Here is a 13,069-nt window from a genome sequence, read left to right on the forward strand (position 1 = left end):
TGGCCGCGGTCAGAACGGTACAATGAGAAAAACAATGAACTGTACCGGTACAAAACAGGGGGAGAAGGCATGGAGAAATATATGAGTCTAGTAACGAGGATAGAGGAGATGATGCAAAGCACCGCCTATCAAGAAGGAGACAGGCTTCCATCTATCCGTCAGCTGTCCGCCCGCTACCAAGTCAGCAAAAGCACAGTGATCCGCGCGCTGCAGGAGCTGGAAAAGCGCCACCTTATCTATTCTGTTCCGAAAAGCGGCTATTATATTGTGAAAAAGACAGGGAAATCAAAAAGCGGGCAGCCTGGCCCCATCGACTTTGCCACATCTGCGCCGGACCCAGATGTGTTTCCGTATCTTGATTTTCAGCACTGTATCAACAAAGCGATTGATACATACAAAAACGATTTGTTTATTTATGGGACGCCAAAGGGGCTTCCATCACTCATCCGCGTACTCCGAAAGCTCTTGGCCACTCAGCAGGTATTTGCGGATGAACGGCATATTTTCATTACATCAGGTGTCCAGCAGGCGTTATCTCTGCTTTGTGCCATGCCGTTTCGAAATGGGAAAGAGAAGATCGCCATTGAACAGCCGGGCTACCATTTGATGGTCGAACAGCTTGAGACGCTTGGAATTCCCGCCATCGGTGTGAAACGAACGGAAGAGGGGCTCAATTTAACCGAGGTTGAGCGGCTTTTTCAAACAGAATCGATTAAATTTTTTTATACGATGCCCCGCTTCCATAACCCGCTTGGCTGCTCTTTGTCAGAGCGTGATAAACAGGAGCTTGTAAGACTGGCAGAAGCGTATGATGTCTATCTCGTTGAGGATGATTACCTTGGTGATCTGGAGGGAAATAAAAAGGCAGATCCGCTGCACGCATATGACCTGTCCTCACATGTCATCTATTTAAAAAGCTTCTCAAAAATGATGTTCCCCGGCCTTCGCGTGGGGGCTGCTGTTTTGCCCGAAGCACTGACTGATACGTTTCATGCGTACAAAAAGTTGAACGATATCGACTGTTCAATGATTTCTCAAGCGGCATTGGAGATTTATCTGAAAAGCGGTATGTATGGCAGGCATAAGGAGAAAATCAGAGATTCCTATAAGGAGCGATCACTGAGGCTTCATCAAGCCATTCAAACCCACAGGCAGCTGGGAAGCGGACGCTTTACGTTTTCGGGCGGCCAGGCACCCTGTATGCATACCCACCTGGTGCTTCCTCGGGATCTGCCGGCCTCAAGGGTGATTCATAGACTGAAAAAACAAGGTGTTCACCTTGAGGCGATAGACCGTCATTATTTATCAGGTTATCAAAAAGAAAATCTATTAAAAATCAATATATCCAATGTGAAAACGGAAGATATTGATCGCGGTGTCAAGCTGCTGATGAGCCATTTATAAAAGCGCTTCATACGAGACCATTGTCATTTCTTCGGGAAAATCAGGGTGCGCGGCACAGACGGCCATTTTGTAGCCGGGGTCCGCATCATACGTTTTGATATAGCATGGTGTATGCCTGTCCGGAACCTCAATGGATACTTGTCCGTCCCGATGCAAGCGCACTGAAAAGGAATCAAGCGGAAGCGATAGGCCTTTGCCTTCCTGTTTGATAAAACTTTCTTTCATTGACCATAAATGATAAAAATAGTCTGTCTGCTCGTCTTTGTTTTTTGCTAAAAGGTCAGTGTACTCTGTTTTTGAAAAGAAACGTTTGGCGATCTCAAGGCTGATTGGTTTCATTTTTTCAATATCAATGCCGATCGGCTGGGAATCAAACGCGCAAACGACCCAGCGGCCGGAGTGAGAAATGTTAAAATGGGCGTCGGGCAGATCAGGGATGCAGGGCTTTCCGTATTTCTGCGCGCTGAAGCTGATATCGGCTTTGTCCAGCTGATACTGCCTGCTGATGACTGAGCGAACGAGCACATCTCCCAACAGGGTGCGGTGAGCATCTTCTTTATGATAAAATCTTCGGCATTTCTCCTGTTTTTCAGGCGATATGAAAGACATGAACCGTTCAGTCTCTTCTTGTGAAAGCGGGCGGTCCATATTAATTCCGTAAATCTTCATTCTAGATCCTCCGTCTGCAAAAGATTGTCAAAACCATCCTATCATACTTCGACTCATATAGAGGCGCAAATAAAAAACAAAGCCGCTTCGGCTTTGTTTTTTAATGTATAGGCGGAGATGCTTTCACAGCAGCTCTCCGTCTTGCCATCGTATAATTCAGCAGCTGGATTGACTGCGGCAATGAAAAGCGCAGAATGAGTCCGGTGAGGATGGCGGTCAAAATAGTACCTAAACCGATCGGACCGCCCATGCCCCATGCTGCCAATAAAATTGTGATTTCCATGCCGTTTCGAACCCATTGAATATTCCAGCCGGTTTTTTCTGTAATCAGCATCATGAGTGAATCACGCGGACCCGCACCAAGGCCTGCTGATACATAAACACCGACGCCATAGCCGATCAGCACTACACCGAGAGAAAAGATGATGACGGAGCCTGTGTAGGTGGAGGGGGCAGGCAGAAGAAAATTGAAAAAGTCTATAAAAACACCAATGAGCACCATGTTCAGGATTGCTCCAATTTTTGGCCAAGCCTTTGTAAACAATGCTGTGAATCCGACAATAAGCGCTCCGATAATGATGGACCACTGGCCGATGGTAAGCCCGAAGTGCTGAAACAGGCTGTAATGAAATGCATCCCATGGACTAATGCCGAGTGCTTTTCCTTTTATCGTGAGGGATACACCAAAAGCCAAAATGATCAAACCGGTAAAATAAAATGTCCAGCGCAGAACAAGTTCTTGCTTCACGTGAGGTCCCTTCTTTCGTAAAAATCAGTCGAGTGTCATTGTAGCACATCTGACAAAAGGGCGGAATAGGCAGAAGGGGCTCAACAAAAAAACAGGGCCGCCGCAGGCGCCCTGTTTAGGTTTAAATATTGATTGCCTTTTCTGCTATTTGAAATGAATCTGGCTCGTTAGCGTATGATCCCGCATTTAATAAACCAGCAAAAAGGAAACCAATTAAAGCGGTGCTGATAATAAGTTTTTTCATTATAGCGCCTCCGTAACGTTTAGTATTTGAGTTTTGGCATTTATAGTCCTCTTTAAAAAATTCCTCCCTTTGGTGCAATGTCCTGCTTCAAAATGAAAATCATAAACCGCAAATTTTTCTAGGAGCCAGGATTTAATCTAATAAAAGAAAAAACCCAAAACGAATGCCGTTTTGGGTTTTTTTGGATTTTACAACGGATTCAAAATCCGATTCAAGAACCGCTGCGTCCGTTCTTCTTTTGGTGAGGAGAAAATTTGCTCCGGCGGTCCTTGTTCCACGATTATGCCGCCGTCAATGAAGACAACCTCATCCGCCACATCTTGGGCGAATTTGATTTCGTGGGTTACGACGACCATGGTCCAGCCTTCGTTGGCTAAATCCTTGATCACTTTCAGCACCTCTCCGACAAGCTCGGGATCAAGCGCTGAGGTCGGTTCGTCAAACAGCATAAGCCCAGGCTGAATCGCCAGTGCGCGGGCAATGCCGACGCGCTGCTGCTGTCCGCCGGAAAGCTGGAATGGATATAGATCCATTTTGTCCTTTAATCCGACTTTTTCAAAAAGCTGAATCGCTTCTTTTCTGACTTCCTCTTTGTTCCGTTTTTGCACCTGAACAGGGCCCTCCATCACGTTTTCAAGAGCCGTGCGGTGAGGGAACAGATGATACGCTTGAAACACCATTCCGGACTTCCGGCGAAGCTTTAGAATATCCGCCTGTTTCACCTTTTTGGAGAAATCGATGGAGAAATCATCAAACGCGAGCTCCCCTCGATTCGGTATCTCCAGCGCGTTCAAGCATCGGAGCAGCGTCGTTTTCCCTGAACCTGAAGGCCCAAGTATAGCGATGACTTTCCCTTTTTCAATCTTCATATCTATCTTTTTTAAAATTTCATTTTCACCGAATGATTTGTTTAATCCTTTGACGGTAAGCATACTCGGAACCTCCTTATTTGGCCACGTAGCGGTCAAGACGCCGTTCGATGACATGCTGGACGAGTGAAAGCAGGAAGCAGATCATCCAATAAATAAAGGCTGCTTCAATATAGATCACTAAAATTTGATCAAGATTCAGCGCGCCGATTTCCTGCGCTTTTCTGAACAGCTCAGCGACCAAAATCTGAGACGCGAGAGATGTATCTTTGATCAGGCTGATAAAGGTATTAGATAATGGCGGGATCGACACACGAAAAGCCTGCGGCAAAATGACGCGGAACAGCGTTTTCTGATGTGTCATGCCGATTGTGTAGCCGGCTTCCCATTGCCCTTTTGGCACAGATAAAATAGATGCTCGGATGATTTCTGATGCATAGGCGCCGACATTTAATGAAAAGGCGATCACGGCGCTTGGAAATGGATCTAATGTGATGTTAAAGGCCGGAAACAGATAGAAAATGATGAACAATTGAACGAGAAGAGGAGTGCCGCGTATTGCGGATACGTATACGCTGAACACCCATCTCAAAGGTCTCACTTTCGACATTCTGGCAAGCGCCGTAATCAGCGCTAGGATCATTCCAAATATAAAGGAAAGAATCGTAAGGGGAATCGTATAGTAGATTCCCCCTGAAAGTATCGGCCAAAATGACTGCTGCACCAGATCCCACGGGATCGCCGTGCCAAGCGTCAATGCCGGCAGATTATTTAGAAACATCTTCGCCGAACCATTTTTTAGAAATGTTAGAAAGAGTCCCGTCCTCTTTCATCTCTTTTAATGCTTTGTTGACGTGATCAACAACCTCGCCGCTTCCTTTGCGGAATGTGAAATACGTTGATTGCGGATCGCCTGTTTCAAACGCGATTTTCACGTTTTTATTGCCTGATGTTTTTAAGTAGTTCAACACGGCAAGCTTATCGTTGTAAGTCATATCGACACGGCCTTGCTGGATCAATTGAAGAGCCTGCGCCATGCCTTCAACGCCTTCTACTTTCGCATCGGCATTTTTAGCTAATTTGTTGTAGTTGCTTGTTAGTGATTGAGCTGATGTTTTTCCTTTTACATCTGCTTCAGACTTAATATCGTTATTGTCTGTTTTCGTCACGACAACAGCTCTTGATGTTGTGTATTTATCTGAGAAATCGTATTTGTCTTCACGGTCTGTTTTTCCGACTTGATTGGCAATGACGTCAAATCGTTTGGAATTCAGGCCGGCAAACATGCTGTCCCATTGTGTTTCTTTAAAATCGGCTTTCAGTCCAAGTCGTTTTGCGACCTCTGTGATGACTTCCACATCATAGCCAGTCAGCTTGTCAGTGTCCTTGTCGTGGTAAGTGAACGGTTCATATGTCCCTTCCGTACCGACTGTCAGCACACCTTTTTTCTTAATTGAAGCCCAAAGATCGCCGTTTTTGGCGCTGTCTTTTGACTGATTGTCATTTCCTGCTCCGCAAGCTGCAAGAGCTGCGATGCTTACGACCATGAATAAAGCCAATAATGCTTTTTTCATCTTATTCCCCACTTTTCTGGTTGATTTTATTGAAATAAAAAATTAGCTTACAAATCTAAAGGATAACTTTTTTTTAGTATGAGTCAAGTATTTGGTTTTCATAAGGCGAAATCTTTTAAAATAAATCCAAAAATTGCTGTGCAGGTTTTGGTAGATAACTGTCCGTTCTCCACATGACAGCCGGCTTCATAATGAAGGGATTGTTTTCAATATGAACGGTGTGTACGTGGTTTCTCATATGAACGGGAATCATCGTGACGGGCAGAATGGACGCGCCAAACCCGGATGAGACAAGGCTGAGCAAAGTAGCGGAATCGTGGCATTCGCAAACAATGCGCGGCTCAAGATGTAAACAGTGAAATTCATTCATAACCTGATTATAGACGCCTTTTCCGTTGACAGGCCGCAGCAGAATCAGCGGAAAGGAAGGGATGTCCTCCATTTTGATGGTGTTCCCGCACGGATATCCGGCTTCTTTTGAGAGTACAAGCACACATGGAATTTCATCAAGCTGTTTAAATTGGACCATGTCGCTTTTGATCAGCGTCGTCGTAACCGCCGCATCGATGTGCCGGCTTTCCAGCAGCTCTAACAATGTCGCCGGCTCATTCTCCCAAATGTTAAAGGTGAGATGCGGATATCTCTCTTTAATCTGTGTGACTTTTTCAAGCATCAGAGCGGCGCAATAAATCGTTGAACCTACGGCCAGCGTGCCAGCTACCTCCTCCTTCAGCTCTTGTACCTCAATGACGGCATCCTCAAACCTATGTAAAATCTCTTTGGCTCTTTTCAGAAAAACAGTTCCTTCATATGTAAGGGTCATTTGTTTTTTCTTATTCCGGTCAAACAAAATGATGCCCAGCTCATCCTCCAGCTGTTTCAGCTGCCTGCTTAAAGGCGGCTGCGCCATATGGAGCTTTTTAGCGGCGGATGTAATTTTCTGTTCCTGAGCAATGGTAATGAAATATCGAAGCTGGCGAATGTCCAAAAGAAAGCGCCTCCTCATTATACCTTTTAGGTATGAAATATAGATATAACAGATATTTTTCATATGGATATATCAGGAGTATGATGGAAACGAAAGCAGAATTCAAGCGCAAAGGAGGGGACAAAGTGAAACTCGTTGTCGGAATGACAGGAGCAACAGGGGCCATTTTCGGGGTCAGGCTGCTGGAATGGCTAAAGGCCGCTGAAATTGAAACCCATCTTGTTGTGTCTCCTTGGGCGAACGTCACGATCAAACATGAAACAGGCTATACCTTACAAGAAGTAGAACAACTGGCCGCATACACTTACTCGCATAAGGATCAGGCGGCAGCCATTTCAAGCGGATCGTTTGATACCGATGGAATGATTGTGGCGCCGTGCAGCATGAAATCTCTTGCCAGTATCCGCACTGGAATGGCAGATAATCTTTTGACACGTGCGGCGGATGTCATGCTCAAAGAGAGAAAAAAGCTCGTCCTCTTAACGCGAGAGACGCCTTTAAACCAGATTCATCTCGAAAACATGTTAGCGCTTACGAAAATGGGCGCGATTATTCTTCCTCCGATGCCGGCCTTTTATAATCAGCCGAGCAGCTTAGAGGAAATGGTCGATCATATCGTATTCAGAACGTTGGACCAATTCGGCATTCGCCTTCCTGAAGCGAAACGCTGGAATGGAATTGAAAAACAAAAAGGAGGAGCTTGATCATGGCTTATCAAGATTTCAGAGAATTTCTCGCTGCCCTTGAAAAAGAAGGACAGCTGCTGGCAGTGAATGAAGAGGTAAAGCCGGAACCGGATTTAGGAGCCGCAGCGCGCGCAGCCAGCAATCTTGGCGATAAAAGCCCCGCGCTCTTATTTAACAACATTTACGGCTATCACAACGCGCAAATTGCGATGAATGTGATCGGCTCTTGGCCGAATCATGCAATGATGCTCGGCATGCCGAAAGACACCCCGGTGAAAGAACAGTTTTTTGAATTCGCGAAGCGTTATGATCAGTTTCCGATGCCGGTCAAACGGGAGGAAACAGCACCGTTTCATGAAAATGAAGTTAAAGAAGACATCAATTTGTTCGATATATTGCCTCTTTTCAGAATTAATCAAGGAGACGGCGGTTACTATTTAGACAAAGCGTGTGTCATTTCGCGTGATCTTGAGGACCCCGACAACTTCGGCAAACAAAATGTCGGCATTTACAGAATGCAGGTCAAAGGAAAAGACCGTCTCGGCATTCAGCCTGTGCCGCAGCACGATATCGCGATCCATCTGCGCCAAGCCGAAGAACGCGGCATTAATCTTCCGGTCACCATTGCGCTCGGCTGTGAACCGGTCATTACAACAGCGGCATCAACTCCGCTTCTTTATGATCAATCAGAATACGAAATGGCAGGCGCGATTCAAGGCGAGCCATATCGCATTGTGAAATCAAAGCTGTCTGATCTTGATGCTCCGTGGGGCGCTGAAGTTGTGCTTGAAGGTGAAATCATTGCCGGAGAGCGCGAATATGAAGGCCCGTTCGGTGAATTTACAGGCCATTATTCCGGCGGACGCAGCATGCCAATTATCAAGATTAAACGTGTGTATCATAGAAACAATCCGATTTTTGAACATTTATACTTAGGCATGCCTTGGACAGAATGTGATTATATGATCGGCATTAATACGTGTGTGCCGCTTTATCAACAGTTGAAGGAAGCGTATCCGAATGAAATTGTCGCAGTGAACGCCATGTACACGCACGGATTAATCGCGATTGTTTCCACAAAAACACGCTATGGCGGATTTGCGAAAGCAGTTGGTATGCGTGCGCTTACAACACCGCATGGACTCGGCTACTGCAAAATGGTCATTGTCGTTGACGAGGATGTCGATCCATTCAACCTGCCACAAGTCATGTGGGCGCTTTCGAGCAAAATGCATCCGAAACACGATGCGGTCATCATTCCCGACTTATCGGTTCTGCCGCTTGATCCGGGATCTAACCCATCAGGCATCACTCATAAAATGATTCTTGACGCCACTACGCCAGTTGCGCCGGAAACGAGAGGGCATTATTCACAGCCGCTTGATTCTCCATTAACAACGAAAGAATGGGAACAAAAACTAATGGACTTAATGAATAAATAAGGAAAGGATGATTGACATGCATACATGTCCTCGCTGTGATTCAAAAAAGGGAGAAGTCATGAGCAAATCGCCTGTAGAAGGCGCATGGGAAGTTTATCAGTGCCAAACATGCTTTTTCACATGGAGATCCTGTGAACCAGAAAGCATTACTAATCCTGAGAAATACAATCCGGCGTTTAAAATTGATCCGCAGGAAACGAAAACAGCGATTGAAGTTCCGGCTGTGCCGGAACGAAAGGTTTGACTAGCGTGAATGATATATCAGACCATCTCTTTGAGCTGCTTGACGGGGATCGCCTGAATGAGAAACAGCATGAAGCTTTCGTTCTGCAAACGGTATCGGAGGACGGCTGGCCGCATGCCGCGATGATCAGTGTGGGAGAAATAATTGCTTTGAGCCGCACGGATATCCGAATCGCCCTATGGAAAAACACAACGACTGCTGCCAACATCCTTCGCACAGGAAAAGCGCAGTTTACGGCATGGTGGAAGGGAGCGGCTCATTATGTAAAGCTGCATTGTGAACTCTTGCCAACTTTGAAAGATGCCGAATATGAAAGAGATCGTTTTGCCTGCCGCATCGTTTCAGTGAAGGAGGACGTTGCGAAATACGCTGATTTGAATTCCGGTGTCCATATCCAGCTTCACAGCCCTGAAGAGGTGCTGAATAGATGGGAAAAGACGCTGGAAGAATTGAAGCGATAAAAATGAAAGCCTGACGCCATGCGTCAGGCTTTCATTTTTGAAATGGGACACGTCTTCAACAATTCGCTTTGAATGCTAATCTAACCTATTTTATGGATTCGCCCCAAAGCGAGGAGCATTTATCAAAAGCAGCCATCAGTCAATGCTGGAAGAAGCGCCGGTCTTTGATCAAGTGGCGGACAAATAAGAAACAGCCCGCAGATCCACATCTGCGGGCTGTTTTCTTATTATAAGATCCCTTTCATCGCGCGTTTGATAATCGGCGTGAGAAGAAGGAGAATGACGCCAAGTAGGATTGAAATCATACCGATGGTACCGAAGTAGGTTGTTTCAGGAATTTTATCAAACAATCCGGCTACTTGGGCATTGATCGCTTGGGCTGCTGCGTTAGTCAGAAACCACATACTCATTGTCTGTGCAGAGAATGCAGCTGGCGCCAGTTTCGTTGTTACAGATAAACCAACTGGAGACAAGCACAGCTCTCCAAGCACGACAAGCAGGAAGCTGAGAACGAGCCAAAGAGGGCTTACGAGTGTTTCTTTTCCTTGCATTGCGGGGAATACCATAATGATAAATGATAAGCCTGCTAGAATAATGCCGATTGAAAATTTAACTGGTGTGGACGGCTGGCGTTTGCCAAGCTTCATCCATAGCCATGCGAAAACTGGCGCGAAAATGACGACAAACAATGGGTTTAACGATTGGAACCAAGATGATTGAAGTTCAAATCCGCCTAATGAAAGCCTAGTGCGTTCATCAGCGTATACTGCAAGAATGGTTGCTCCTTGTTCCTGGATAGCCCAGAACATGACAGCAGCGATAAACAAAGGAATATAAGCGACAAGACGAGATTTTTCTGTTTTGTCCGCTTTTTTGCTTGTAAACATGATGATGAAATAAACAATCGGAATCAAAATACCGAGAATACTTACAAGATTAATGAAACGATTGATCGTCAGCGTGCCTGTTTGGACAGAGATCATGACTGCAATCGCCACAATAATTACACCGATTCCAGTCCCAATCGCTGATTTTTTAGACAGCGGGTTTGGCACATTTGTCCCTGCAAGACCGAGGTTTTTCTTTCTTGTCAGAGCAAATACGATAAGTCCGAGAAGCATTCCGACCGCGGCAGTTCCGAAGCCGAGATGATAGTTGTACTTCTGTCCGAGTGTTCCGACAATTAACGGCGCGAGTAATCCGCCGAGGTTAATCCCCATATAGAAAATGCTAAAACCTGAGTCGCGGCGTGCATCTTCTTTTGTGTAAAGATCCCCAACTACGCTTGATACGTTTGGTTTTAATAAACCTGTACCGATAATGATAAGCGCCATGCTGATATAAAATGCTGTCGCGCTGCCCGGATAGGCGAGTGCAATGTGGCCGAACATAATGAGTATGCCGCCGTAAAAAACGGTGTTTGCAGTTCCGAATACCCGGTCAGCAAGCCATCCGCCAATAATAGAGGACATGTATACGAGAGAGCCGTAAATCGACATGATGGCGACCGCTGTGCCTTTGTCAAAGCCGAGTCCTCCGTTTACCGTTTCTGTATACAAATAGAAAAGTAAGATTGCTCTCATTCCATAGTAAGAGAAACGCTCCCAAAATTCGGTGAAAAATAGCGTAAATAGTCCTCGCGGGTGACCAAAGAACCCTTTTTGCGGGACGCTTTTAATGATACTTTCGTTATCAATCGAAGCCATGTCAGCCAAACCCTTTCTTAAAAAAGTGTATTATAAAAATCATATTCTTATATAATACCTGTGTCAATATAATTTATACTCATTTCAAGAAGTTCCAGAATAGAAAAAATATAAACATAGGAAAATAGGGAGTGTATACTAGTTCCTAGGACTTTTTCCGTAAGATTTTCTTGCAAATTTCTTCCTTTATACTTTTTTGATAAAATGTTAGAGATATGTACAAGCGGAGCGGGTTTTTAGACGTATCATGATACAAATCATGGAGAAGGAGACCCGCAATTGACTGAATTTATATTAAATGTGGCGGATTTCGGTATTTTGGGAGACGGACAAACGGATTATACAGAGTTGATTAATCAGTGCTTTGGTATGGCTGTTTCGAAAGGATATCATATGGTCTGGTTCCCAACAGGAACCTATTTAATAGATGGAACGCTTGGAGGAGACCCCAATCAGAAGTTTCGAAACGCGGGGGTCATTGTTCCCGGCAACCTTGAGATTATGATGGACCCTGAGTGTGTCATCAAAATCATCCCGAACAGCTCGTGGGGTTATTCCGCATTTTATGTAGGCAAGCAAGAGAATATAACCATTTCCGGGGGACAAATTATTGGTGAACGCGATGAGCATACGTATGTCTCCGCGGGGATAAGGTCAACTCATGAATGGGGTTTCGGCATATGTATTGAAGGATGCTCGAATGTTGTCATTGATAATGTCAAAATTTCTGATTTTACCGGTGACGGGATTATTGTCAGTCCAAGCGGTTTAAAGACAGCGAATGATTATCGTACGTCAGAACATATCACCATCCGCGGCTGTGAGGTTCGGCGGTCGAGAAGAAATAACATTTCCATTACCGGATGTGATACGGTCACGGTGGAGGAATGTGTAATTGAAGATGCCGGAACAGGGAATGGAACAGCGCCGAAATTCGGAATTGACATAGAAGGATATGGCGAAGGTGAGGTTGACTATGAGGAACCGATCAATGTTTCCATCCGCAACAACCATTTCATTGGAAACGTTTCAAGCTCTGTGACCAATTTTAATGGATACGGCATTTCAATAGAGGGAAACGATTCAGACAATACGATCAGCTATGGGTATGGAACGCAAACGATGATCAAGGGGAATATTCTCAGACGGGCTGAAAACGCCGCTGCTGCGCCTAGAGTCGGGATTACCGGACTCGGTGTGTCACAAGGGAAGGAGAGCAGTGATACGGTAATCGCCGGCAACCTGATTACCGGGTTTTCAACCGGAATTGATGTCAGGGGGAAAAGCGTTCTTGTCACAAACAACAAAATCAGTAACTTTGAAAACACTGGGATCTTGGTTTATCAATCTTCCGACGTAAAGGTAGACGGCAACCAGATTCAAAACGGATTGTCTGAAACAAGCCGCAGCACCGGTCTTCGCGCAGTGCTGTCGGATGATACCGTATTTCTGAATAACTGCCTCATTGAAGTCATTGATGGTGTGAACATTTCCGGCGGCGATATGATCATTAAGGATAATGTGTTGAGAAAATACAGCCGGGGAATTTGGATCGCTCAAGGAAACGCGGTGGTAGAAGGAAATACACTGTACCCTGACACGTTTGAAGCAGCCGCGGAATCATATTCTGTTACTGTTACAAACAATGCTGGTGCTATTATTAAAAACAATATCTTTAAAGAGTTTAAAAACTATCCGATTTACTGCTCTACAACTGCGAAAACCTCTATTATCAGCAACCACATTGAAGGATCTCCGCTTTTGGTCACCATCTATATCAGCGCAGGTGTGCATGAGATTTTTGATAACACCATTTCAGTCAACAGAACAGCCGGGAATCCAATTGTGATTTATGTCAGCGGTTCCGCAGGCTCTATCATCTCCGGAAACACCATCAATAACCTCTCCGCAAGGACAGCGACAGCTATTCAAACAAACACCTCAACCAATTCCAAAATCATCGGCAATCGCATCTTCAAAGGCACCATCAACAAACATAGCAGCGATACAGCAGACGGCAATATATTGGTTTGA

General features: G+C 45.2%; 14 protein-coding genes. 6 read left to right on the plus strand and 8 right to left on the minus strand.

The window, feature by feature from the left end:
- The first annotated feature begins 69 nt into the window (after window positions 1–69).
- Window positions 70–1,404 carry an aminotransferase-like domain-containing protein gene (locus AAGG74_RS20200; RefSeq protein WP_429676969.1) on the plus strand — a complete coding sequence of 445 codons (1,335 nt, stop codon included), beginning with the start codon at window positions 70–72 and terminating at the stop codon, window positions 1,402–1,404.
- Here the strand turns inward: AAGG74_RS20200 and AAGG74_RS20205 are convergent.
- The 7 genes from AAGG74_RS20205 to bsdA form a co-directional block, all read right to left on the minus strand.
- Window positions 1,399–2,073 carry a 4'-phosphopantetheinyl transferase family protein gene (locus AAGG74_RS20205; protein ID WP_429676970.1) on the minus strand — a complete coding sequence of 225 codons (675 nt, stop codon included), beginning with the start codon at window positions 2,071–2,073 and terminating at the stop codon, window positions 1,399–1,401. The genes AAGG74_RS20200 and AAGG74_RS20205 overlap by 6 nt on opposite strands.
- Before the next feature lie 100 nt (window positions 2,074–2,173).
- Window positions 2,174–2,821, minus strand: coding sequence for a YczE/YyaS/YitT family protein (locus tag AAGG74_RS20210; protein WP_429676972.1), 648 nt, complete (start codon window positions 2,819–2,821; stop codon window positions 2,174–2,176).
- A gap of 121 nt (window positions 2,822–2,942) precedes the next feature.
- A complete protein-coding gene (locus AAGG74_RS20215; RefSeq protein WP_277348588.1) occupies window positions 2,943–3,065 on the minus strand; it encodes a hypothetical protein in 123 nt (40 codons plus the stop codon).
- Window positions 3,066–3,253: 188 nt separating this feature from the next.
- Window positions 3,254–3,997, minus strand: a complete 744-nt coding sequence (gene tcyC / locus AAGG74_RS20220) for a cystine ABC transporter ATP-binding protein TcyC (protein ID WP_429676973.1) — start codon at window positions 3,995–3,997, stop codon at window positions 3,254–3,256.
- A 13-nt stretch (window positions 3,998–4,010) separates the two neighbouring features.
- A complete protein-coding gene (gene tcyB, locus AAGG74_RS20225; RefSeq protein WP_162104006.1) occupies window positions 4,011–4,715 on the minus strand; it encodes a cystine ABC transporter permease TcyB in 705 nt (234 codons plus the stop codon).
- Window positions 4,702–5,508 (minus strand): cystine ABC transporter substrate-binding lipoprotein TcyA, encoded by an 807-nt coding sequence (gene tcyA, locus AAGG74_RS20230; RefSeq protein ID WP_162104007.1) that lies wholly within the window; start codon window positions 5,506–5,508, stop codon window positions 4,702–4,704. The genes tcyB and tcyA overlap by 14 nt, the downstream gene beginning before the upstream one ends.
- Before the next feature lie 115 nt (window positions 5,509–5,623).
- The gene (gene bsdA / locus AAGG74_RS20235; protein ID WP_429676974.1) at window positions 5,624–6,496 is read right to left on the minus strand and encodes a transcriptional regulator BsdA; all 873 of its coding nucleotides are present in this window, start codon (window positions 6,494–6,496) and stop codon (window positions 5,624–5,626) included.
- Window positions 6,497–6,579: 83 nt separating this feature from the next.
- Here bsdA and AAGG74_RS20240 point away from each other — a divergent pair, with 83 nt between their 5' ends.
- Genes AAGG74_RS20240 through AAGG74_RS20255 form a run of 4 tightly spaced genes read left to right on the plus strand, consistent with a single transcriptional unit; the run spans window position 6,580 to window position 9,329 of the window.
- Window positions 6,580–7,200 (plus strand): non-oxidative hydroxyarylic acid decarboxylases subunit B, encoded by a 621-nt coding sequence (locus tag AAGG74_RS20240; protein ID WP_162104167.1) that lies wholly within the window; start codon window positions 6,580–6,582, stop codon window positions 7,198–7,200.
- Window positions 7,201–7,202: 2 nt separating this feature from the next.
- Window positions 7,203–8,624 (plus strand): phenolic acid decarboxylase BsdC, encoded by a 1,422-nt coding sequence (gene bsdC, locus AAGG74_RS20245; RefSeq protein WP_429676975.1) that lies wholly within the window; start codon window positions 7,203–7,205, stop codon window positions 8,622–8,624.
- A 16-nt stretch (window positions 8,625–8,640) separates the two neighbouring features.
- On the plus strand, window positions 8,641–8,868 hold the full coding sequence (gene bsdD / locus AAGG74_RS20250; RefSeq protein WP_162104010.1) for a phenolic acid decarboxylase subunit BsdD: 228 nt from the start codon (window positions 8,641–8,643) through the stop codon (window positions 8,866–8,868).
- A complete protein-coding gene (locus AAGG74_RS20255; RefSeq protein ID WP_429676976.1) occupies window positions 8,865–9,329 on the plus strand; it encodes a pyridoxamine 5'-phosphate oxidase family protein in 465 nt (154 codons plus the stop codon). Before bsdD ends, AAGG74_RS20255 begins: the two co-directional genes overlap by 4 nt.
- 227 nt (window positions 9,330–9,556) lie before the next feature.
- Here AAGG74_RS20255 and AAGG74_RS20260 read toward each other — a convergent pair whose 3' ends face one another.
- Window positions 9,557–11,035 (minus strand): peptide MFS transporter, encoded by a 1,479-nt coding sequence (locus tag AAGG74_RS20260; RefSeq protein WP_429676977.1) that lies wholly within the window; start codon window positions 11,033–11,035, stop codon window positions 9,557–9,559.
- A 279-nt stretch (window positions 11,036–11,314) separates the two neighbouring features.
- On the opposite strand from AAGG74_RS20260, the gene AAGG74_RS20265 reads away from it, so the two are divergent.
- A complete protein-coding gene (locus tag AAGG74_RS20265) occupies window positions 11,315–13,069 on the plus strand; it encodes a right-handed parallel beta-helix repeat-containing protein (RefSeq protein ID WP_429676978.1) in 1,755 nt (584 codons plus the stop codon).

The organism is Bacillus mexicanus, assembly GCF_050445615.1.
Lineage (GTDB): Bacteria > Bacillota > Bacilli > Bacillales > Bacillaceae > Bacillus > Bacillus mexicanus.

Excerpts from the sequence above, each read along its gene's own strand:
- AAGG74_RS20200 (WP_429676969.1), top strand. The coding sequence starts at position 70 with ATGGAGAAATATATGAGTCTAGTAACGAGGATAGAGGAGATGATGCAA.
- AAGG74_RS20205 (WP_429676970.1), bottom strand. The coding sequence starts at position 2,073 with ATGAAGATTTACGGAATTAATATGGACCGCCCGCTTTCACAAGAAGAG.
- AAGG74_RS20215 (WP_277348588.1), bottom strand. The coding sequence starts at position 3,065 with ATGAAAAAACTTATTATCAGCACCGCTTTAATTGGTTTCCTTTTTGCT.
- tcyC (WP_429676973.1), bottom strand. The coding sequence starts at position 3,997 with ATGCTTACCGTCAAAGGATTAAACAAATCATTCGGTGAAAATGAAATT.
- tcyB (WP_162104006.1), bottom strand. The coding sequence starts at position 4,715 with ATGTTTCTAAATAATCTGCCGGCATTGACGCTTGGCACGGCGATCCCG.
- tcyA (WP_162104007.1), bottom strand. The coding sequence starts at position 5,508 with ATGAAAAAAGCATTATTGGCTTTATTCATGGTCGTAAGCATCGCAGCT.
- AAGG74_RS20240 (WP_162104167.1), top strand. The coding sequence starts at position 6,580 with ATGGAAACGAAAGCAGAATTCAAGCGCAAAGGAGGGGACAAAGTGAAA.
- bsdC (WP_429676975.1), top strand. The coding sequence starts at position 7,203 with ATGGCTTATCAAGATTTCAGAGAATTTCTCGCTGCCCTTGAAAAAGAA.
- bsdD (WP_162104010.1), top strand. The coding sequence starts at position 8,641 with ATGCATACATGTCCTCGCTGTGATTCAAAAAAGGGAGAAGTCATGAGC.
- AAGG74_RS20260 (WP_429676977.1), bottom strand. The coding sequence starts at position 11,035 with ATGGCTTCGATTGATAACGAAAGTATCATTAAAAGCGTCCCGCAAAAA.